This is a genomic window from Nesterenkonia sp. E16_10, from assembly GCF_017347085.1.
In the GTDB taxonomy this organism is placed as follows: domain Bacteria; phylum Actinomycetota; class Actinomycetes; order Actinomycetales; family Micrococcaceae; genus Nesterenkonia.
In genome coordinates, this window is sequence record NZ_JADPSA010000005.1 from 1 (window position 1) to 20,598 (window position 20,598).

At 68.7% G+C, this 20,598-nt stretch carries 18 protein-coding genes; 7 read left to right on the forward strand and 11 right to left on the reverse strand.

From position 1 onward, the window contains the following. Positions 1-519: 519 nt before the first annotated feature. The 3 genes from I2487_RS02650 to I2487_RS02660 all read right to left on the reverse strand — a co-directional run bounded on the left by I2487_RS02650 (position 520) and on the right by I2487_RS02660 (position 2,724). On the reverse strand, positions 520-777 hold the full coding sequence (locus tag I2487_RS02650; protein ID WP_207172421.1) for a type B 50S ribosomal protein L31: 258 nt from the start codon (positions 775-777) through the stop codon (positions 520-522). Between the two features lie 208 nt (positions 778-985). Beyond that, a complete protein-coding gene (locus I2487_RS02655; protein ID WP_207172424.1) occupies positions 986-1,891 on the reverse strand; it encodes a sulfite exporter TauE/SafE family protein in 906 nt (301 codons plus the stop codon). Continuing rightward, a complete protein-coding gene (locus I2487_RS02660) occupies positions 1,888-2,724 on the reverse strand; it encodes an ABC transporter ATP-binding protein (RefSeq protein ID WP_207172425.1) in 837 nt (278 codons plus the stop codon). Before I2487_RS02660 ends, I2487_RS02655 begins: the two co-directional genes overlap by 4 nt. Before the next feature lie 48 nt (positions 2,725-2,772). Here I2487_RS02660 and serB point away from each other — a divergent pair, with 48 nt between their 5' ends. The 7 genes from serB (at position 2,773) to pgl (ending at position 12,622) form a co-directional block, all read left to right on the forward strand. Then, the gene (gene serB, locus I2487_RS02665) at positions 2,773-3,765 is read left to right on the forward strand and encodes a phosphoserine phosphatase SerB (protein WP_255545885.1); all 993 of its coding nucleotides are present in this window, start codon (positions 2,773-2,775) and stop codon (positions 3,763-3,765) included. 140 nt (positions 3,766-3,905) lie between these two features. Further along, the gene (gene tkt / locus I2487_RS02670) at positions 3,906-6,065 is read left to right on the forward strand and encodes a transketolase (protein WP_207172517.1); all 2,160 of its coding nucleotides are present in this window, start codon (positions 3,906-3,908) and stop codon (positions 6,063-6,065) included. 75 nt (positions 6,066-6,140) lie between these two features. After that, positions 6,141-7,262 (forward strand): transaldolase, encoded by a 1,122-nt coding sequence (gene tal, locus I2487_RS02675; RefSeq protein WP_207172427.1) that lies wholly within the window; start codon positions 6,141-6,143, stop codon positions 7,260-7,262. Positions 7,263-7,481: 219 nt separating this feature from the next. Next, positions 7,482-9,131 (forward strand): phosphoglucose isomerase-related protein, encoded by a 1,650-nt coding sequence (locus I2487_RS02680; RefSeq protein WP_207172429.1) that lies wholly within the window; start codon positions 7,482-7,484, stop codon positions 9,129-9,131. A gap of 167 nt (positions 9,132-9,298) precedes the next feature. Then, entirely contained in the window at positions 9,299-10,768 is a 1,470-nt protein-coding gene (gene zwf / locus I2487_RS02685) for a glucose-6-phosphate dehydrogenase (RefSeq protein WP_218624348.1), read from the forward strand. Positions 10,769-10,780: 12 nt separating this feature from the next. After that, a complete protein-coding gene (locus tag I2487_RS02690; protein ID WP_207172431.1) occupies positions 10,781-11,743 on the forward strand; it encodes a glucose-6-phosphate dehydrogenase assembly protein OpcA in 963 nt (320 codons plus the stop codon). Positions 11,744-11,815: 72 nt separating this feature from the next. Continuing rightward, a complete protein-coding gene (gene pgl, locus I2487_RS02695; RefSeq protein WP_207172432.1) occupies positions 11,816-12,622 on the forward strand; it encodes a 6-phosphogluconolactonase in 807 nt (268 codons plus the stop codon). Between the two features lie 140 nt (positions 12,623-12,762). Here pgl and secG read toward each other — a convergent pair whose 3' ends face one another. The 8 genes from secG to rapZ all read right to left on the reverse strand — a co-directional run bounded on the left by secG (position 12,763) and on the right by rapZ (position 20,521). Beyond that, positions 12,763-13,014 (reverse strand): preprotein translocase subunit SecG, encoded by a 252-nt coding sequence (secG, locus tag I2487_RS02700; protein ID WP_207172433.1) that lies wholly within the window; start codon positions 13,012-13,014, stop codon positions 12,763-12,765. Between the two features lie 70 nt (positions 13,015-13,084). Next, positions 13,085-13,909 carry a triose-phosphate isomerase gene (gene tpiA / locus I2487_RS02705; protein ID WP_207172434.1) on the reverse strand — a complete coding sequence of 275 codons (825 nt, stop codon included), beginning with the start codon at positions 13,907-13,909 and terminating at the stop codon, positions 13,085-13,087. 108 nt (positions 13,910-14,017) lie between these two features. After that, positions 14,018-15,244: a phosphoglycerate kinase gene (locus I2487_RS02710; RefSeq protein ID WP_207172435.1), complete on the reverse strand. Its 1,227-nt coding sequence runs from the start codon at positions 15,242-15,244 to the stop codon at positions 14,018-14,020. 199 nt (positions 15,245-15,443) lie between these two features. Continuing rightward, complete coding sequence (gene gap, locus I2487_RS02715) at positions 15,444-16,448, reverse strand: type I glyceraldehyde-3-phosphate dehydrogenase (protein ID WP_207172436.1); 1,005 nt, start codon at positions 16,446-16,448, stop codon at positions 15,444-15,446. Between the two features lie 319 nt (positions 16,449-16,767). Further along, positions 16,768-17,391, reverse strand: a complete 624-nt coding sequence (locus I2487_RS02720) for a superoxide dismutase (protein WP_207172437.1) — start codon at positions 17,389-17,391, stop codon at positions 16,768-16,770. A 162-nt stretch (positions 17,392-17,553) separates the two neighbouring features. Beyond that, complete coding sequence (whiA, locus tag I2487_RS02725) at positions 17,554-18,534, reverse strand: DNA-binding protein WhiA (protein WP_207172438.1); 981 nt, start codon at positions 18,532-18,534, stop codon at positions 17,554-17,556. Positions 18,535-18,602: 68 nt separating this feature from the next. Beyond that, the gene (locus I2487_RS02730; protein WP_207172440.1) at positions 18,603-19,625 is read right to left on the reverse strand and encodes a uridine diphosphate-N-acetylglucosamine-binding protein YvcK; all 1,023 of its coding nucleotides are present in this window, start codon (positions 19,623-19,625) and stop codon (positions 18,603-18,605) included. 2 nt (positions 19,626-19,627) lie between these two features. Beyond that, positions 19,628-20,521 carry an RNase adapter RapZ gene (gene rapZ / locus I2487_RS02735; RefSeq protein WP_207172442.1) on the reverse strand — a complete coding sequence of 298 codons (894 nt, stop codon included), beginning with the start codon at positions 20,519-20,521 and terminating at the stop codon, positions 19,628-19,630. Positions 20,522-20,598 lie beyond the last annotated feature (77 nt).

Sequence of the window (20,598 nt, forward strand, 5' to 3'; positions counted from 1 at the left end):
TCTGGAAGGACCAGGACTGGCTGGAATCAGCGGTGGCGGTGCCATCGGTCTCGGGGCCGTGTCCGGAGTGGGCCATGGCCGGGGCGGCGCTGAGCAGCAACGTGCCCAGGGCGATCGTGGGTACCGCGAAAAGCTTTGATTTGCGCATCTTCAGTTACTCCTGTTTGCAAGTGTGTAACGACCACCCACCACTGGGTGACGCAAGCAACACATTACTTTAAAAGTTACCTGAAAAAAATAAACAAAAAACTCAAATCAGATGAACGCTTCGGCCATTTTCTCCGTACGTGCGCGGGTCTGAGGACTGCGGTGGCCGGGTGATCCCCTCGGCCTCGAGGACAGCCTGCGGGTCGACGAAGACCCTTAGGCGCCCGAGCGGGTCGTCACCGAGAGCAGAGAAGAATGGCCGAACCGGTTCAGGAGCTGGCGGCCGACCAGGCGCTGAAGACAGCAGTAGGGCCGCAGTCGAGTGACTGCGGCCCTACCGAAGGTGCTCTAGGAGCGAGAAGCGCGAACTGCTTACTTCTTGCCGCCAAAGCCCTTGAAGCGTGCGTTGAAGCGCTCGACGCGACCCTCGGAGTCCATGATGCGCTGCTTGCCCGTGTAGAACGGGTGCGAGGCTGCGGAGATCTCGACGTCGATGACCGGGTAGGTGTTGCCGTCTTCCCACTCCATGGTCTTCTTCGAGGAGGTGGTGGAGCGGGTGAGGATCTTCTCACCGGAGGCCAGGTCGTTGAAGATGACCGGCTCGTATGTGGGGTGGATATCAGACTTCATGAAGTGTGTCCTTTTCATCTGCCGCTGGATTTTGCCAGAAGCGTGGAACTGAGGGTGGGCCGAGTTTGGACCAACACAGCACTATATCAAATCCACCGCAGCCCGGCCCAGCACCGGCGCACCACCCCACCTGGGCAGTTGAGTTTTCCGGCAGTTGAGTTTTCCGGCGGTTACGTAGTAGCCGGAAAACTCAACTGCCCAGGCGGGGTCAGCCGACGAAGAGGTTGCGCAGCATCACGAACAGCGCCACCAGGCCCAGGGTCACGATGATCAGGCGCAGCACCAGCGGCGAGAGCCTGCGGCCCACCCAGGCGCCGATCAGACCGCCCAGCGTGGAGCCCACGGCGATCACCACCACCACCTCCCAGAGGATCACCCGGTCCGCAGGCTCGCGGAGCAGGTAGTCCACCAGCACGTAGCTGATCGCGGCCGTCAGGTTCACGACGGCGACCAGCAGGTTCTTCACGCCGTTGGCCTGCTGGATGTTGGCCATCAGGAAGATCCCCAGAATGCCCATCAGCAGGATCCCCTGCGCGGCGACGAAGTAGCCGCCGTAGATGCCGGCCGCGAAGACCAGCAGCATCAGCACCAGGCTGACCGTGGGCATCGAGGGCTTCCCCGCCGTGGCCGCCTTCTCGGGCGCACCCTCCGCCGGATCGCCGGCGGTCTCGGCGTCCTTCTCCCGGGCTGCGGCGCGCGCCCGGACCCAGGCCGAGAGCCGGGGCTGGGCGATCACGAAGCCCAGCGAGACCACGATCAGAATCGGGGCGACCCGGCCGAAGACCTCTTCGGGAAGGGTGATCAGCAGCGCGGCGCCGATGACGCCGCCCAGGATCGACGCCGGCACCAGCTTCTTCAGCACCGACTTCACCTGCCGGATCTCGCGCCGGTAGCCCCAAGCGCCGGTGAAGTTGCCCGCGATCAGTCCCATCGCGTTGGAGACCGTGGCGGAGACCGGCGGGACGCCCATGGCGACCAGCACCGGGAAGGTCACCAGGGTGCCGGAGCCGACCACGGTGTTGATCGCGCCGGCCCAGATGCCGGCGACCAGGATGAGCAGCAGCTGTGCCAGGCTCAGATCGGTGAGGAAGAAGTCAGCGAGCGCCTCCATCATCCCCGAGCCTGCGGGGCCGAGGAGAACGACGACGCAGCGGCAGCTGCGGGCTGCTTCTTGAACGCCGAGAAGCGTCCGTCGCGGTGGATCAGGTCCAGCTCGGTGTCGAAGGTCTTCGAGAGGTTCTCCGAGGTCATGGTCTCCTCGATCGGCCCGGCGGCCACGGTCTCTCCGTCACGCAGCAGCAGCACGTGGCTGAAGCCGGGCGGGATCTCTTCCAGGTGATGGGTGACCAGCACGGTGGTGGGAGCCTCCTCGCTGTTGATCAGCTCGCTGGTGCGCTCCACCAGTGCCTCGCGGCCGCCCAGGTCCAGTCCGGCGCCGGGCTCGTCGAGCAGCAGCAGCTCCGGATCGGTCATCAGCGCACGGGCGATCTGCACCCGCTTGCGCTCACCCTCCGAGAGGGTGCCGAAAGGCCGGTCGAAGACCGTGCCGACGCCCCACTCGTTGAGCAGCGCGAAGGCCCGGCGCTCATCGAGCTGCTCGTACTCCTCGCGCCAGCGCCCGGTGACCCCGTAGGCGGCGGTGACCACCACGTTGAGCGCGGTCTCCTGCACCGGGACCGTGGTGGTCAGCGAGTTGGAGCTGAACCCGATCAGCGGGCGCAGCTCGAAGACGTCGACGGCGCCGAGCTGCTCATCGAGGATCTTCACGGTGCCGGTGGTCGGGAACAGTCGGGCGGCGGCGATCTGCAGCAGCGTGGTCTTGCCTGCTCCGTTCGGCCCCAGGATCACCCAGCGCTCGTCCTCATTCACCGTCCAGGAGACGTCCTGGAGGAGTTTCTTGCGCCCTCGGCGCACGCTGACATTCTGGATATCGAGGACAGGACTCATGGGCCCAACACTATCGAACACGATGAGTCGCTATAGGCTGAACACGCTATGACTGCGCACCCTCACTCTGATCAGCCCAGCCCGGATCTGCCCACCCCTGATCTCCCCCACGGCACCGTGGCCATGTTGGCGGCCGCCGCACTGGACGGGCCGCTGGTCCGGTCCCTGACCCACGAATTCTCCCGGCGCGGAGTCGTGCACAGCGTGGAGCTGCGCCAGGTCCCGCTGGCCCAGGGCGAAGAGGTCTCCGCGGTGCGCTGGTCTGTGACGCTGGATGACTCCGACGACTCCTACGGCACCCAGCTGGCGGTCTCGCTGCTCGAAGACGCCGCCCACCAGCTCCAGGGACCGGTCACCCAGACCGTGCTGCCCGCCCAGCGGCGCGCGCAGCTGCATGCCGAGGACGGTCGTCTGATGCTGCTCATGGACGTGGACTCCACGCTGATCGACCAGGAGGTCATCGAGCTGCTGGCCCGCGACGCCGGCCGGGAGGCCGAGGTCGCGGAGGTCACCGAGCGCGCCATGCGCGGGGAGCTCGACTTCGCCGCCTCGCTGCACCAGCGGGTCCAGGCCCTCACAGGGCTGCCCCGCACCGTGATCGACTCCACCCTCGCCGCGATCACCCCCACCCAGGGCGCGCCCGAGCTGCTGGCCGAGCTGCGCCGGCGCGGCTGGCCCAGCTACGCCGTCTCCGGCGGGTTTCTCCAGGTGCTGGCGCCGCTGGCCGCTGATCTGGGCCTCACCGGCTTCCACGCCAATGACCTGGCGATCTCGCCGCAGGGAACCCTGGAGGGCACCGTCCGGGGCGCCGTCGTCGACCGAGCGGCCAAGAGAGAGTATCTTGAACAGTGGTCGGCATCACAGGGGCTGCTCCCCCGCAATGTGGTCGCCGTGGGCGATGGAGCCAACGACCTGGACATGCTGGCGGCCGCCGGAGTGGGGATCGCCTTCTGCGCGAAGCCCGCCCTGGCGGAGCAGGCGGACCTGGTGATCGACCACCGCTCCTTCGAGCTCATCTCGCTGGCCCTGGGGATGAGCTGAGATGAGCGTGTGCTGCCCGACGACGTCGCAGCATCAAGAATTCACACTCGCGATCATCACTCGTGAGCATTCTGCAATGCTCTGATGATCCGCCAGGAATAGCCTCTACCCCGGTAGGGTTGGACCTGCGCGGCACAACGATGTGCGCGGCCCTCGTTGTCCACCGTCCCTCACCATTTGGAGGAAACCTAGTGACCGATAATGCCGTATTCACCGATCTGGATAAGCGGGCAGTTGACACGCTGCGCGTGCTCGCAGCTGACTCCGTGGAAAAGGTCGGCTCAGGCCACCCCGGCACCGCGATGTCGCTGGCTCCAGCCGCCTACCTGATCTTCCAGAAGATGATGAAGCATGATCCCACTGATCCCCAGTGGATCGGCCGCGACCGCTTCATCCTCTCCCCCGGTCACACCTCACTGACCCTGTACCTCCAGCTCTACTTCTCCGGCTACGGCCTCGAGGTCGATGACCTCGCCGCGCTGCGCACCTGGGACTCGCTGACTCCCGGTCACCCCGAGTATGGCCACACCCCGGGCGTGGAGATGACCACCGGTCCGCTGGGCCAGGGGCTCGCCTCCTCGGTCGGCTTCGCCTACGGCCAGCGCCGGATGCGCGGTCTCATGGACCCCGACGCACCCGCCGGCGAGTCACCCTTCGACCACACCATCTGGGTCATCGCCTCTGACGGCGACCTGCAGGAGGGCGTGACCTCCGAGGCCTCCTCGCTCGCCGGGCACCAGGAGCTCGGCAACCTCGTGGTGATCTGGGATGACAACAAGATCTCCATCGAGGACGACACCGACGTGGCGTTCACCGAGGACGTCCAGGCCCGCTACAAGGCCTATGGCTGGCACGTGCAGCGCGTGGACTGGAAGAAGTCCGGCGACTACGACGAGGACATCAACGAGCTGCACCGCGCACTCGAGGCGGCCCAGGCCGAGACCTCCAAGCCTTCGCTGATCGCGCTGCGCACGGTGATCGGCTACCCCTCCCCGAAGAAGCAGAACACCGGCGGGATCCACGGCTCGAAGCTGGGCAACGAGGAGCTCGTCGCGCTCAAGGAGCTGCTCGGCTTCGACACCGAGGCACACTTCGCGGTGGAGGACGAGGTGCTCACCCACGCTCGCAAGATCCTCGAGCGCAGCGTGGAGACCCGCAAGGACTGGGACGCCAAGTTCGCGTCCTGGCGCGAGGCCAACGCCGATGCCGCCACGCTGCTGGACCGGCTGACCGCCGGTGAGCTGCCCGAGGGCTGGGAATCGAAGCTGCCCGAGTTCCCCGCCGGGGACGACGTCGCGACCCGCGCGGCCTCCGGCAAGGTGCTCAACGGCATCGCCGAGGTGCTCCCCGAGCTGTGGGGCGGCTCCGCCGACCTCGCGGGTTCGAACAACACGCTGATGTCGGGCTACGACTCCTTCATCCCGGAGTCCCACTCCACCGAGAAGTTCACCGGCAACCCCTACGGGCGCAACCTGCACTTCGGCATCCGGGAACATGCTGCCGCGGCGATCACCAACGGCATCTCGCTCTCGACCCCGCTGCGCACCTATAACGGGACCTTCCTGATCTTCTCCGACTACCAGCGCCCCGCCATCCGGCTGGCCGCGCTGATGGGCACCGGGTCGATCTTCGTCTGGACCCATGACTCCATTGGGCTGGGTGAAGATGGGCCCACCCACCAGCCGGTGGAGCAGCTCGCCAGCCTGCGGGCCATCCCGAACCTGGATGTGATCCGCCCCGGTGACGCCAACGAGGTGGCCATCGCCTGGCGCGAGGTGCTGCGCCGCAACGACCGTCCCGCCGGCCTGGCGCTGACCCGCCAGAACATCCCCACCTACGCCCGCGGCACCGGTGCCGCCACCGCCACCGAGTTCGGTGCGGTGGAGGGCGCGGCCAAGGGAGCCTATGTGCTCGCCGAGGCCGTCCGCGACGGCGCCGTGGTGACCCCCGAGGTCGTGCTGATCGGCACCGGCTCCGAGGTCGCGCTGGCCGTGGAGGCCCGGGAAGCGCTGGCCGAGCAGAACATCGCCGCCCGCGTGGTCTCGATGCCCTGCCGCGAATGGTTCTTCGAGCAGGACGCCGAGTACCGCGAGAGCGTCCTCCCGGCGGCCGTGAAGGCCCGCGTCTCGGTGGAGGCCGCGTCCTCCATGGGCTGGCGCGACATCGTCGGCGACGCCGGCCGGATCATCGGTCTGGATCACTTCGGCGCCTCGGCAGACTACAAGGTGCTCTACGAGCAGTTCGGCATCACCGCCGCCGCTGTCACCGAGGCCGCCCAGGAATCCATCGCCGCCGCCTGAGCGCAGGCGCAGCCCTCCGGCGAGGCACCCGGCCCACTCACGACTCATCCATCACCTGGCATCAGGAGAATAGATATGACTGCTAATAAGAACACTCAGGCGCTCTCCGACCTCGGCGTCTCCATCTGGCTCGACGACCTCTCCCGCGAACGGCTGAACTCGGGCTCGCTCGCGAAGCTGATCGAATCGCACAACGTCGTCGGGGTCACCACCAACCCGACCATCTTCGAGTCCGCTCTGAAGGACGGCGAGGCCTACGAGGCGCAGCTGGCCGAGCTGGCCGCCGCCGGAGCCGACGCCGAGAAGGCCGTCTTCGACATCACCACCGCCGATGTGCGCGAGGCCTGCGACGTGTTCGCCGGGGTCTACGCGGCCACCGACGGGGTCGACGGCCGGGTCTCCATCGAGGTCGACCCGCGCCTGGCCCGCGACGCCGCCGGCACCATCGCCCAGGCCCGCGAGCTCTACAAGGCGGTGGATCGGGAGAACGTGCTGATCAAGATCCCCGCCACCGTGGAGGGCATCGAGGCGATCGCCGCGGTGACCGCCGAGGGGATCAGCGTCAACGTGACCCTGGTGTTCTCCCTCGAGCGCTACCGCGCGGTGATCAACGCGTTCATGCTCGGCCTGGAGAAGGCCCACTCGGACGGGATCGACATCTCGAAGATCCACTCGGTGGCCTCCTTCTTCGTCTCCCGCGTGGACGCCGAGATCGACAAGCGCCTGGAGCTCGCCGCCGAGGAGGGCAAGCCCGGCACCGAGAAGCTGAAGTCCCAGGCCGCGGTGGCCAACGCCCGGCTGGCGCACCAGATCGCGGTGGAGACCTTCTCCTCCGAGCGCTGGCAGCTGCTGGCCGAGCGCGGCGCACACCCGCAGCGGCTGCTGCTGGCCTCCACCGGCACCAAGGACCCGAACCTCTCGGACACGCTGTACGTGACCGAGCTGGCCGGGGCCGATGTGGTCAACACCATGCCGGAGAAGACCCTGCTCGCCCTGGCCGATCACGGAGTCATCGAGAAGGACACGCTCAGCGGCACCTACGTGGAGGCCAACCGGGTCCTCGACGGCATCTCCGCCGCCGGGATCAGCTACCGCGAGGTGGTCGACACCCTGGAGACCGAGGGTCTGCAGAAGTTCGAGGTCTCCTGGAAGGGCCTGCTGGGCACCATCGATGATGGGCTCAAGCGCAACAGCTGAACCTGCACGCCGGGCGGCTCAGGACCTGAGCCGCCCGGCTGACTGTTCACTCCGTACGGTGCCCGGCCGGGCGGCGTCTCGGGAGCCAGCGTCATTGGCACCGAGACTCCCCCGACCGGGCGCCGGTCAGGGTCAACAGCCGTGTGACTCCCACCGGCCCCTATCACCACAGTTGCTGGCCAGGCTGAACCGCGGTTCGGTCGAGAAAGGAAGCACGTCATGAGCTCACTCTCCCTGACACTGACCGGAGCGGCCCGTGAGGCCGCCGAGAACCAGGTGCCCGGCCTGCTGGACCACGAGTTCGCCTCCCGGCTGGCCGCGAAGGACCACACCCTCTGGGGCATGGCCGCCGAGGACGAGGCCAGCAAGCGGCTCGGCTGGGTCTCGCTCTTCGAGGACTCCCGGGCGCTGCTGCCCAAGATCGCGGCACTTCGCGCAGACCTCGCCGCCGAGGGCCTCACCCGGGTGGTGCTCGCCGGGATGGGCGGGTCCTCGCTGGCGCCCGAGGTCATCTGCGCCACCGCCGGGGTGGAGCTGACCGTGCTGGACTCCACCGACCCGCAGCACGTGGCCGCCGTCGTCGGGGCTGACATCGAGAAGACCGTGCTCGTGGTCTCCTCGAAGTCCGGCTCCACCGTGGAGACCGACTCGCAGCGCCGGATCGTGCAGCAGGCGATGACCGAGGCCGGGATCGACGCCGTGAGCCGCACCGTGATCGTCACCGACCCGGGCTCCCCGCTGGCGCAGTCCTCCGCCGAGGCCGGGGTCCGCGCGATCTTCGAGGCCGATCCCACCGTGGGCGGGCGCTACTCCGCGCTCACCGCCTTCGGCCTGGTCCCCTCCGGGCTGGCAGGCGCCGACCTGGAGACCCTGCTCGAGGACGCCGAGGACGCCTCGGTGATCCTCGCCGAGGACGACGCCGACAACCCCGGCCTGCGCCTGGGCTCCGCGATCGGCGGCACCGTCCCGCTGCGCAACAAGCTGGTGCTCGTCGACGCCGGCTCGCCGCTGATCGGGCTGGGCAACTGGATCGAACAGCTCATCGCCGAGTCCACCGGCAAGAACGGCACCGGCCTGCTGCCGGTGATCGTCGCCGACGGCGAGCCCGAGCTGCACCGCGACGACGCCGACGTGCTGATCACCCAGATCATCGACGCCGAGACCGAGGACGGCGCCTCGGTGGACAACGACGACGCCGACCTGGTGGTCAGCCCGCACAAGGTGCGCACCGGCGGCAGCCTCGGCGCGCAGTTCATGCTCTGGGAGGTCGCCACCGTGGTCGCCGGCGCGCTGCTGAGCATCAACCCCTTCGACCAGCCCGATGTGGAGTCCGCCAAGACCGCCGCCCGCGGCCTGCTCGACTCCCCCGCCCCCGAGGCCGGGGACTCCGTGACCGACGGCGCCGTGGCGCTGCGGACCCTCGGGGCCGCCGCGCTGACCGAGGCGAACCCGGCCACCCTGAGCGAGGCGCTGCAGGCGCTGGTGAAGTCCGTTCCCGAAGACGGCTACCTCGCGGTCACCGCGTACCTGGACCGCACCACCGAGACCCAGCTCGAGGCCATCCGGGCGCAGCTCTCCGCACTCTCCGGACGCCCGGTGACCTTCGGCTGGGGCCCACGCTTCCTGCACTCCACCGGACAGTTCCACAAGGGCGGCCCGCACATCGGGGCGTTCCTGCAGCTGACCACCAGCTCCAGCACCGATCTGCAGGTCCCGGAGCGGCCGTTCACGCTGGGGAAGCTGATCGCCGCCCAGGCCGAGGGCGACGCCCAGGTCCTGGCCGGGCACGACATGCCGGTGCTGCAGGTGCACCTCAACGACCGCGCCGCGGGCCTGACCCAGGTCATCGAGACCATGGACGCCCTGTGAACGCACCACGCACCGAGTCCACGCAGGCCAGCGGCGGCTCGCGCAGCAACGGCGGCCCCCGCAGCGCCGGCGCCACCTCGCGCAGCAACGGCGCCCGCAGCCGGGACGGCAACCCGCTGCGCGACCCGCGCGACCGGCGGCTGAACCGGATCGCCGGGCCCTCCGCCATGGTGATGTTCGGCGTCACCGGGGACCTTGCCCGGAAGAAGCTGCTCCCGGCCATCTATGACCTGGCCAACCGCGGACTGCTGCCGCCGAGCTTCTCCCTCGTCGGCTTCGGCCGGCGGGACTGGACCCATGAGCAGTTCGCCGCGGAGGTGCTCGAGCAGGTCAAGGCCTCCGCGCGCACGCCCTTCGACCAGCAGGTCTGGGACCAGCTCTCCGCCGGGCTGCGCTTCGTGACCACCACAGGCTTCGACGACGACGCGGCCTACGCCCGGCTCGGGGAGACCCTGGAGGAGCTCAAGGAGTCCCGCGGAACCCACGGCAACCATGCGTTCTACCTCTCGATCCCGCCGAACTCCTTCGAGATCGTCTGCCAGAAGCTCTCCTCCCACGGACTGGCCACCCCGCAGAACAGCGTGGAGGACCCGTGGAGCCGCGTGGTGATCGAGAAGCCCTTCGGCCACGACCTGGCCTCGGCGCGGGAGCTCAACGCCGTGGTGGAGTCGGTCTTCCCGCCCGACGCGGTGTTCCGGATCGACCACTACCTGGGCAAGGAGACCGTGCAGAACCTGCTGGCGCTGCGCTTCGCGAACCAGCTCTTCGAGCCGCTCTGGAACGCCCAGTACGTGGACCACGTGCAGATCACAATGGCCGAGGACATCGGCATCGGGGGCCGGGCCAGCTACTACGACGGCGTGGGCGCGGCGCGCGACGTGATCCAGAACCACCTGCTCCAGCTGCTCGCGCTCACCGCGATGGAAGAGCCGATCTCCTTCGACGCCCAGCACCTGCGCGCCGAGAAGGAGAAGGTGCTCGCCGCGGTCCGGCTGCCCGAGGACCTCGGCGCCGCCTCGGCCCGCGGCCAGTACACCTCCGGCTGGCAGGGCGGGGAGAAGGTGGTCGGGTTCCTCGACGAGGCGGGGTTCAACCCCGACTCCACCACCGAGACCTTCGCGGCGCTGCGCCTGGACATCAACACCCGCCGCTGGGCCGGCGCCCCGTTCTACCTGCGCGCCGGGAAGCGGCTGGGCCGCCGGGTCACCGAGATCGCGGTGATCTTCAAGCGCGCCCCGAACCTGCTCTTCCAGGACCACGACGACCACGAGTTCGGTCAGAACGCCGTCGTAATCCGGGTCCAGCCCGACGAGGGCGCCACCATCCGGTTCGCCTCCAAGGTCCCGGGCACCCAGATGGAGGTCCGCGACGTCACCATGGACTTCGGCTACGGGCATGCCTTCACCGAGGACAGCCCCGAGGCCTACGAGCGGCTGATCCTCGACGTGCTGCTCGGAGAGCCGCCGCTGTTCCCGCGCCACGAGGAGGTCGAGCTCTCCTGGAAGATCCTGGACCCCTTCGAGGAGCACTGGGCCGCCCAGCAGGCCCAGCCCGAGCCCTACGCCCCGGGCGGCTGGGGACCACCGTCTGCCCATGATCTGCTGGCCCGCGACGGCCGCACCTGGCGCAGGCCGTAGAAGGAGAACCCAGTGATCGTCGATATCAAGAACACCACCACCTCCAAGGTCTCCAAGAAGCTGCGCAGGCTGCGCGAGGACGGCGGCGTCGTCGCGCTGACCCGGGTGCTCACCCTGGTCATCCTGACCTCGAAGGACAACGCCGAGCCGGCCATCGCCGCAGCGAACCTGGCCTCCCGGGAACACCCCTGCCGGATCATCGTGCTGGCCTCGGGCCCGATCTCGGATGAGACCCGGCTGGATGCACAGATCCGGGTCGGCGGCGACGCCGGCGCCTCCGAGGTGATCGTGTTGGAGGCCTCGGGCGAACTGGCCGAGCAGAACGAGGCGATGGTCTCGGCGCTGCTGCTGCCTGACGCCCCGATCGTGGCCTGGTGGGCCGATGAGCTGCCCGACAACGTCAGCGCCACCCCGATCGGGAAGATCGCGCACCGGAGGATCACCGATTCGGCGATGGACCCGCGCCCGCTGGAGGCGCTGCAGCGGATCTCCGCGCACTATGTGGAGGGTGACACCGATCTGGCCTGGACCCGGCTCACGCACTGGCGGATCCACCTGGCCAGCATCCTCGACACCCTGGATCCCGCCGACATCAGCGCGGTGACCGTGGAGGCGGCCGCGGACCTGCCGAGTGCGGCGCTGCTCGCGGCCTGGCTGCAGCAGGCGCTTCAGATCCCGGTCAGCCTGATCTCCACGGTGGCTCCGGCGGAGTCCGAGCTGCCGCTGACCCTGACCGCGGTCACCTTCCACCGCGCCGGCGGGGACGTGAGCCTCTCCCGGCCGCGCGGCGAGGAGATCGCCGAGCTGCGCTCCGCCGACGGGCTGGTGCAGGGCGTGCCGCTGCCGGTGCGCACCCTGGAAGTCTGCCTGGCCGAAGAGCTGCGCCGGCTGGACTCCGATGAGGTCTTCGGCGAGGTGCTCACCAAGGCGCTGCCGACCACCGATCTCTCAGACGCCACCGCGGCGTCGAGCTGATTCACCCGTTCACGACCACCGACCCACTAGGCTCGCGGCATCCCTGCGGATGCGGCGGAAGGATGAACCCTCATGACAGATTCCCCTGAGCGGCCCGCCCTGGCGGCGCCGCGCACCGAGGTCTACGCCGAGAAGGACCAGCTGGTCACGGTGGTCGCCGAGCGGCTGCTCGCCGTCCTGGTCGACGCCGCACGCCACCAGGGTGACGCCCATGCGGTGCTCACCGGCGGCAGCGCCGGCATCGCGGTCCTGGCGAAGGTCGCCGAACTGGTCGCGCGGCCCGGCACCGAGACCCCGCCCTGGCACAAGGTGCACTTCTGGTGGGGCGACGAGCGGCTGCTGCCCAGCGACGACCCGGAGCGCAACGCTCAGCAGGCCCATGAGGCGCTGCTCGACGCGCTGATCGAACAGCACGGTCTGCCCGAATCCAATGTGCACCGGATGCCGGTCTCCGAGGACGCGTCGGATCCGGAGATCGGTGCGGAGATCTACGCGACCGAGCTGCAGGCCCACGCCGGGGACTCCCTCCGCTCGGGTCTTCCGCTCCCCCGCTTCGATGTGCTGCTGCTCGGCGTGGGCCCGGACGGCCACGTGGCCAGCCTGTTCCCGGGCAAGGCCTCGCTGCACGTCACCGAGCAGACGACCATCGGTGAGGAAGAGTCCCCGAAGCCGCCGCCGCAGCGGATCACCCTGACCTTCCCGGCGATCCAGACCGCCGAGCGGGTCTGGATGGTGGTCTCCGGTGCGGACAAGGCCGAGGCCGCCGCGAAGGCGCTCACCCCGGGCACCGAGCTCACTGAGATCCCCGCGGTGGAGGCTCGCGGCGCCCGGGAGACCATCTGGCACCTGGACCACGCCGCCGCCAGCAAACTCGGCTAACCCCTCCTGGCCAGTTGAGTTCTCCGGCTACTACGTAACCGCCGGAGAACTCAACTGCCGGGGAGAGAAGAAGCCCGAGGAACAGCAAAGCCCAGCTCGACCGTGATGGTCGAGCTGGGCTTTCCTTGTGGGCTCTCGCGCTAGATGTCGGCGCCCAGCGGAACAATCAGGGCCAGGGCCACGATGATCAGGCCCCAGCTGACGGCCAGGGTAATGGTCAGCCGGTTCAGGTTACGCTCTGCCACGCCGGATGACCCCAGGGACGAGGTCACACCGCCGCCGAACATGTCCGACATGCCTCCGCCGCGACCCTTGTGCAGCAGGATCAGCAGGATCAGCAGCAGGCTGATCAGGGCGAGCAGCACCTGAAGTGCAATGGTCAGTGCAGACACAGCGACCTTTCGTGGTGGAACGTGGGCGAATCAGCTACCAGGATAACCCGGGACGGGCCTGGTCTTGACCTCAGGCCTGCGCGCCGGTGTCGACGTGCTTCTCAAAGGAGGCGATCTTGCTGAACTCCTCGGTGTCCAGGCTCGCACCGCCGACCAGGGCGCCGTCCACATCGGCGCCCGCGAGGATCGCGGCGACGTTCTTGGACTTCACCGAACCGCCGTAGAGCACCCGGACGGTCTCCGCGAAGCCCTCCGAGTACAGCTCGGCGAGCTTCGCGCGGATCGCGGCCGACATCTCCTGGGCGTCCTCGGGTCCGGCGACCTTTCCGGTACCGATGGCCCAGACCGGCTCATAGGCGACGACGAGCTCGGTGAGCTCCTCGGCGGTACGCCCGGCCAGGGCGCCCTCGAGCTGGGCCAGGGTGTGCGCCACGTGGTTCCCGGCCTCGCGGACCTCCAGTCCCTCGCCGACGCAGAGCACCGGGGCGAGCTCGTGGCGCAGCGCGGCGGAGAGCTTGGCGTTGAGCTGCTCATCGGTCTCGCCGTGGACCTCGCGGCGCTCGGAGTGCCCGATCAGCACCTGGGAGCAGCCGAGCTTCTTCAGGAAGGCGCCGGAGATGTCGCCGGTGAAGGCGCCGGAGTCCTGGTCAGAGAGGTCCTGGGCGCCGTAGTCGACGCCCAGCTTGTCCCCGGTGACCAGGGTCTGAACGCCGCGCAGATCGGTGAACGGCGGGAACACCGAGACCTGCACGCGGTCGTAGTCGTGGCCGGCGTCGTTCAGCGTCCAGGCCAGCTTCTGGACCAGCGCGATCGCCTCCATGTGGTCGATGTTCATCTTCCAGTTGCCGGCGATCAGCGGGCGACGCACGAAGGCGCCATTCTTCTGAGTAGTCATGGAGAGGAGTTCCCTTTCAACGGTGGTGAGATCAGCAGGTCAGCGTGAGTAGGCGCGGCGTGCCGCGGGTCAGCGTGATGCGGGACGGTGAGGTCGCCGAGGCGGCGCTCAGCCCTCGAGCGCGTCGATGCCGGGCAGCGCCTTGCCCTCGAGGTACTCCAGGCTGGCGCCGCCGCCGGTGGAGATGTGGCCGAAGCTGTCCTCGTCGTAGCCCAGCGCGCGCACCGCGGAGGCGGAGTCGCCGCCACCGACCACGGTGAACGCCTCGGTGGTGGTCAGCGCCTCGGCCACCGCGGCGGTGCCCTTCGCGAAGGCCTCCATCTCGAACACGCCCATCGGCCCGTTCCAGAAGACCGTCTTGGCCTGGACGATCTCGGCGGCGAAGGCCTGAGCGGTCTCGGGCCCGATGTCCAGGCCCAGCGCCTCGGCGCCGGCCGGACCGGATTCCAGGGCATCCACCGGCAGCACCTCGACCTCGGCGTCGGCGGCGAAGGCCGAGGCCATCACGATGTCGGTGGGCAGCACGATCCGGCAGTTCAGCCGTTCGGCGGACTCCAGGAAGCCCTTGACCGTGTCGAGCTTGTCGTCTTCGACCAGGGACTTTCCGATGCCGTGGCCCTGGGCCTTGAGGAAGGTGAAGACCATGCCGCCGCCCACCAGGAGCGTGTCGGCGCGGCTCATCAGGTTCTCGATCACCGCGAGCTTGTCGGAGACCTTGGACCCGCCCAGCACCACCGTGTAGGGGCGCTCCGGGGTCTCCGTGAGGCGCTGCAGCACCAGCAGCTCGTCGCGGACCAGGTCGCCCTGGTAGGCGGGCAGCTTGGTGGTGATATCGACCACCGAGGCGTGGGCGCGGTGCACCGCACCGAAGGCGTCGTTGACGTAAGCGCCCTGCTCGCCGGTCAGCGCGGCAAGCTCGGCGGCGAGGCTGGCCCGCTCGGCGTCGTCCTTGGAGGTCTCGCGCGGATCGAACCGGACGTTCTCCAGCAGCAGGATCTGACCGGGCTCGAGTGCGGCGGCCTGCTCCTGCGCGCTGGGACCGACGAGGTCATCGGCGCGCAGCACGGTCAGCTCGGTGAGCTCGGCCATCCGCTCGGCCACCGGGGCCAGCGAGTACTTCGGCTCGGGCGCACCCTTGGGCCGGCCCAGGTGGGCGGCGACCAGGACTCGGGCGCCGGCGGCGGCGAGCTTCTCCAACACCGGCAGCGAGGCGCGGATGCGACCGTCGTCGGTCACCACACCGTCGGAGAGCGGCACGTTGAGGTCGGAGCGGACGAGCACTCGGCGGCCGTTCAGGCCTTCGGAGAGCAGGGCATCAAGGGTGGCTGCAGTCATGGGATCAGGGTACCAATCGCTGGAAGGGAGAGGCTGAGGAGGAGGCGGGCGCCCGGTAGGCGGCCGGCGGGCGCCCGTTGGGCGGCCGGCGGGCGCTCGGAAAGGTCAGGACGACGACGCCGGCTGGTGCCGCACGGCAGAGGCCCCGGTCCCGACGAGGATTCGTCGAGCCGGGGCCCTTGCTGTCATGCGAGCTGGATCAGCTGCCGACGTGTGCGGTCATGTCCACCAGGCGGGAGGAGTAGCCGTACTCGTTGTCGTACCAGCCGAAGACCTTCACGGTCTTGCCGATGACCTTGGTCAGCGGGGCGTCGAAGATCGTGGAGTGCGGGTCGCCGACGATGTCGGAGGAGACCAGCGGATCCTCGTTGTAGGCCAGGATGCCCTTGAGCGGGCCCTCGGCGGCCTTCTTGAAGGCGGCGTTGACCTGCTCGGCGGTCACGCCCTCCTTCTCGATGGCCACGGTGAGGTCGGTGCCGGACCCGGTGATGACCGGGACGCGCAGGGCGTAGCCGTCGAGCTTGCCGTCCACCTCGGGGATGACCTGACCGATGGCGGCGGCCGCACCGGTGGAGGTCGGGACCATGTTGACTGCGGCGGCGCGGGCGCGGCGGGCGTCGCCGTGCGGGGCGTCGTGCAGGCGCTGGTCACCGGTGTAGGCGTGGACCGTGGTCATCAGGCCCTCGACGAGACCGAACTCGTCGTTGAGCACCTTGACCATGGGAGCCAGGCAGTTGGTGGTGCAGGAGGCGTTGGAGACCACGGTGTGGTTCTCGCGGTCATAGGTGTTCTCGTTGATGCCCATGACCAGGGTCGCGTCGACGCCCTTGCCCGGTGCCGATACGATGACCTTCTTGGCGCCGGCGTCGAGGTGCTTGCCGGCGGTCTCCTTGGTGGTGAAGAAGCCGGTGCACTCGAGCACGACGTCCACGCCGAGATCGCCCCAGGGCAGGTTCGCCGGGTCCTTGTCGGAGAAGAGCTTGATCCGGCGGTCACCGGCGACGAGGGTGTCGCCGTCCAGGGAGACCGGTGCCGGGAAGCGACCCATGACGGAGTCGTACTTGGTCAGGTTCACCAGCTGGGAGGGTTCGGTGAGGTCGTTGATCGCCACGAGCTCGAGGTCGGTGCGGCCGGTGTTCTCCAGAACGCGCAGCACGTTGCGGCCGATACGTCCAAAACCATTGATCGCGATTTTTGTCGCCATGAGGTTCCTCTCTTGAGCATGGGACCGCAGTTCCTGCGGGCCTTGGAGCCGTTCTTGCGCAGTCCGCCCTGGCGGTTGGCAGCCAGGGAAAAAGGCCCTTAGACACACGTTGGGGATCAGCAGCTCGACCGTAGTCGAACCGCTGACCCCCAACAACATCGTTGTCCATCAGGCTGTCTGCAGAACGTGATTTTCAGTTTTCTCGTACATCATTCAACCATGTCGCCCGGGCTGGCCCCAACATTGTGCGGCCGGTTCTCCCTGGGCGGACGCCGGTCCCGCAAGGGACCGAAGCCTCAGCGCCTGAGTGCCGGGCTGCTCAGGGAGTGAGCAGCTTGGCGGCGCCCGTGCGGGCGGCCTCCAGGCGTGCGGCGACGTCGGACCAGTTGATGATGTTCCAGAACGCCTTCACGTAGTCGGGCTTGACGTTCTGGTAGTCCAGGTAGAAGGCGTGCTCCCACATGTCGAGCATCAGCAGCGGGATGGTGCCCACGGGCACGCCGTTCTGCTGGTCGTAGAACTGCTCGATGACCACGTTGCCGCCGATGGGCTCGTAGGCGAGGATCGCCCAGCCGGAGCCCTGGATGGTCAGCGCGGCGGAGGTGAACTGCTGCTGGAAGGCCTCGAAGGAGCCGAAGTACTCGTCGATGGCGGCGGCCAGCTCGCCCTCGGGGCGCTCCTGGCCCTCCGGGGAGAGGTTCTTCCAGAAGATCGAGTGGTTGGTGTGTCCGCCGAGGTTGAACTGCAGGTCCTTGAGCAGCTTCGGAGTCGTGGCGTAGTCGCCCTTCTCACGGGCCTCGGCCAGCTTCTCCAGCGCGGTGTTCGCGCCGGTCACGTAGGTCTGGTGGTGCTTGGAGTGGTGCAGCTCCATGATGCGGGCCGAGATGTGCGGCTCGAGCGCGGAGTAGTCGTAGTCCAATTCAGGAAGCGTGAAGTCAGTCAAAATGTCCTCCTAGACACGGGGGTTCGTCGAGGCCAGCTGCACCTCGGCTCGGTCCTCATCCTATGCGGTGAGTTCCACACCAGAAAGAGGGATGACGCCCGTGACGTGCAGTGTTCACCACAGGAGAAACTCCTGTGAGCTGAACCTCGGGCCACAACAGGCTCAGCCCTCGAGCATGTCCGGGGTGACGCTGGACTCGGTGCCGGGAATCTTCAGCTCGGAGGCCTGCTTGTCCGCCATGGCGAGGAGCCGACGGATCCGCCCGGCGATGGCGTCCTTGGTCATCGGCGGGTCCGCGAGCCGGCCCAGCTCGTCCAGCGAGGCCTGCTTATGCGCCAGTCGGAGCTCTCCGGCGTATTTCAGGTGCGGCGGGGCGTCCTTGCCGAGGATCTCCAGGGCGCGCTGGACTCGTGCGCCGGCGGCGACGGCGGCCTGGGCCGAACGGCGCAGGTTGGCGTCGTCGAAGTTGGCCAGCCGGTTGGCGGTGGCGCGGACCTCTTTGCGCATCCGGCGCTCCTCCCAGACCAGCAGGGTCTGATGCGCCCCCATGAGGGTGAGCAGCTTCGCGATGGAGTCGCCGTCGCGGATGACCACGCGGTCCACGCTGCGCACCTCGCGGGCCTTGGCCGGGATGCCGAGCCGGCGGGCAGAGCCGACCAGGGCCAGCGCGGCCTCGGGGCCGGGGCAGGTGACCTCCAGGGATGAGGAGCGGCCGGGCTCGGTGAGCGAGCCGTGGGCCAGGAAGGCGCCGCGCCAGGCGGAGACCGCATCGGCCATGGACCCGTTGACCACCACGGAGGGCAGGCCGCGCACCGGGCGGCCGCGGGCGTCGAGCAGCCCGGTCTGCCGGGCCAGCGCCTCGCCGTCGCGGACCACGCGCACCACGTAGCGGGAGCCGCGCTTGAGTCCGTTGCCGGAGACCACGATGACCTCGGGGTTGTGTCCGTAGACCTCGGTGACGGTGGTCTTGAGCCGCCGCGCCGTGGCGGCGTGGTCCAGCTCGGCCTCGATCACGATCCGACCAGAGATGATGTGCAGTCCCCCGGCGAAGCGGAGCATGGCCGAGACCTCGGCCTTGCGCTCGGATGTGGTCTTGACGTGTTGGCGGGAGAGCTCTTCTTTGACCGACTCGGTCAGCGCCATATGTGTTGTCCTCTGGTCTTCGTGTGATGCAGCTCGGTCATCGTACCCAATGCCCCTGGGCCTCCGGCTCAGTCGCTGAAGACCTCACTGAACGCGATGGCCAGCCGCAGCGGGTCATGGACCTCAGGCTGCCCTGCTTTGGCGACGTCGTGATAGCGCACCTCGGCACCGAGCAGCTCGGCCGCCTCGGCGAACTCCGCGCGCTCTTGAACCGGCACCGAGGTGGGGTCCGCGATGATGCGGTGCACGTGCATTCCCGGGGCGTAGTGATGGAGAACTCGCAGGTGTTCGGCGGGGCTCATGCCCACCGTCTCGTCGGTGTGCGGTGTGAGGTTCATCACGATACACCGCCGGGCCTCGGTCTCATAGAGCGCGTCCCGGAGCTGCGGCAGCAGCAGATGCGGCAGCACCGAGGTGTACCAGGAGCCAGGACCTAACACCACCCAGTCACTGAGCTCGATGGCGGTCAGAGCCTCGGCGCAGGCCGCGGCCTCGGCCGGGTGCAGCGCGACGTCGCGCAGCCGCCCGAGGCTGCCGGCCTTGGCCAGGGCGACCTGGGAGGAGAGCCGGCCGCCGCTGTTGACCGGGGGTTCGAACCCGTCCGGGCCCGGCAGGGGCTCGACGACCCCGGACATGGTCAGTGGCTGCCGGGACATCGGCAGCACCTGGCCGCGGGCGCCGAGCAGCGTCCCGGCCCAGCGCAGACCCTCCACGGAGTCCCCGATGAGCTCCCAGAGCGCGACGATGAGCAGGTTGCCCATCGCGTGATCATCCAGGCTTCCGGTGACCCCCTCGCGGGAGCGGAACCGGTGCTGCATGACCTGGGCCCAGGTGCGGCCCCATTCGGTGTCGTCGCACAGCGCGGCCAGCGCCATGCGCAGGTCCCCGGGGGGCAGCACGTCCATGTCTTCGCGGAGCCGGCCGGAGGAGCCGCCGTCGTCGGCCACGGTGACGATGGCGGTCAGATGCTCAGCGGCGATGACCCGCAGCGCGGAGAGCGTGGCGGAGAGCCCGTGGCCGCCGCCCAGGGCGGAGACCCGGAACGAGCCGCGCGGGGAGCCGCCCGTGGGCGGCGGCACGATCTGGGTCACGACTACTCACGTCCCAGATCACGGTGGATGGTGTTCACCGTGACGTTGGGCAGCTGGCCCAGCCGGCGGGCCAGCTCTTCGGAGACCGCCACGGAGCGGTGCTTGCCGCCGGTGCAGCCCACCGAGATGTTGGCGTAGTGCTTGTTCTCGCGCCGGTACCCCTCGATCACCGGGCGCAGCGATTCGACATAGTGGTCCAGGAAGTCTCCGGTGCCCTCGTTGCCCAGCACGTAATCGCTGACCTGGGCGTCCAGGCCGGTGTAGGGGCGCAGCTCGGGCACCCAGTGCGGGTTGGGGATGAAGCGCATATCGGCGATGAAGTTGGCATCGGCCGGGACCCCGTACTTGAAGCCGAAGCTCATGACGTTGAGCCGGAGCTGGACCGGGCCGTCCTCGTTGAAGATCTCGGTGATCTCCTTGGCCAGGCCGTGGACGTTGAGGTCGGTGGTGTCGAGCACGATCTCCGCGGCGGCCTTGACCTCCTTGAGCAGATCGCGCTCGGCGGTGATCCCGTCGAGGATCCGGCCCGAGCCCTGCAGCGGGTGCGGGCGCCGGCCCTGCTCGAAGCGGCGGACCAGCAGCGCGTCGGAGGAGTCCAGGAAGAGCATCCGGTAGGTCACTCCGGTGGCCTTGAGCTGCTGCAGGGCGCCGAGCATGTCGGAGAACAGCGCGCGGGTGCGCACATCGATCACCACGGCGAGCTTCTCCATGGATCCGGGGTGCCGGGAGATGATGTCGATCATCGTGGTGATCAGCTCCGGCGGGAGGCCCTCGACCACGTACCAGCCCAGGTCCTCCAGGGCGTGGGCGGCCGTGGTCCGGCCGGCACCGGACATACCGGTGACGATCAACAGTTCGTTCTCGGGCGGCTTCACCGGGGTCAGACCAACATCCATGCTCAAAGCGTATCTGGCGGGTATGACAAGGGTGAAGCGCTGGTTCAGGCGGGGGTTCAGACCTGGTTCAGGGCCGG

Bases quoted from the DNA above. Each gene is read 5' to 3' on its own strand.
- tkt (WP_207172517.1), top strand. From the start codon at position 3,906: ATGTGCGCGGCCCTCGTTGTCCACCGTCCCTCACCATTTGGAGGAAAC.
- zwf (WP_218624348.1), top strand. From the start codon at position 9,299: ATGGTGATGTTCGGCGTCACCGGGGACCTTGCCCGGAAGAAGCTGCTC.
- I2487_RS02650 (WP_207172421.1), bottom strand. From the start codon at position 777: ATGAAGTCTGATATCCACCCCACATACGAGCCGGTCATCTTCAACGAC.
- whiA (WP_207172438.1), bottom strand. From the start codon at position 18,534: ATGGCGCTGACCGAGTCGGTCAAAGAAGAGCTCTCCCGCCAACACGTC.
- tpiA (WP_207172434.1), bottom strand. From the start codon at position 13,909: ATGACTACTCAGAAGAATGGCGCCTTCGTGCGTCGCCCGCTGATCGCC.
- pgl (WP_207172432.1), top strand. From the start codon at position 11,816: ATGACAGATTCCCCTGAGCGGCCCGCCCTGGCGGCGCCGCGCACCGAG.
- tal (WP_207172427.1), top strand. From the start codon at position 6,141: ATGACTGCTAATAAGAACACTCAGGCGCTCTCCGACCTCGGCGTCTCC.
- I2487_RS02660 (WP_207172425.1), bottom strand. From the start codon at position 2,724: ATGAGTCCTGTCCTCGATATCCAGAATGTCAGCGTGCGCCGAGGGCGC.
- I2487_RS02655 (WP_207172424.1), bottom strand. From the start codon at position 1,891: ATGATGGAGGCGCTCGCTGACTTCTTCCTCACCGATCTGAGCCTGGCA.
- I2487_RS02710 (WP_207172435.1), bottom strand. From the start codon at position 15,244: ATGACTGCAGCCACCCTTGATGCCCTGCTCTCCGAAGGCCTGAACGGC.
- I2487_RS02680 (WP_207172429.1), top strand. From the start codon at position 7,482: ATGAGCTCACTCTCCCTGACACTGACCGGAGCGGCCCGTGAGGCCGCC.
- rapZ (WP_207172442.1), bottom strand. From the start codon at position 20,521: ATGGATGTTGGTCTGACCCCGGTGAAGCCGCCCGAGAACGAACTGTTG.
- serB (WP_255545885.1), top strand. From the start codon at position 2,773: ATGACTGCGCACCCTCACTCTGATCAGCCCAGCCCGGATCTGCCCACC.
- gap (WP_207172436.1), bottom strand. From the start codon at position 16,448: ATGGCGACAAAAATCGCGATCAATGGTTTTGGACGTATCGGCCGCAAC.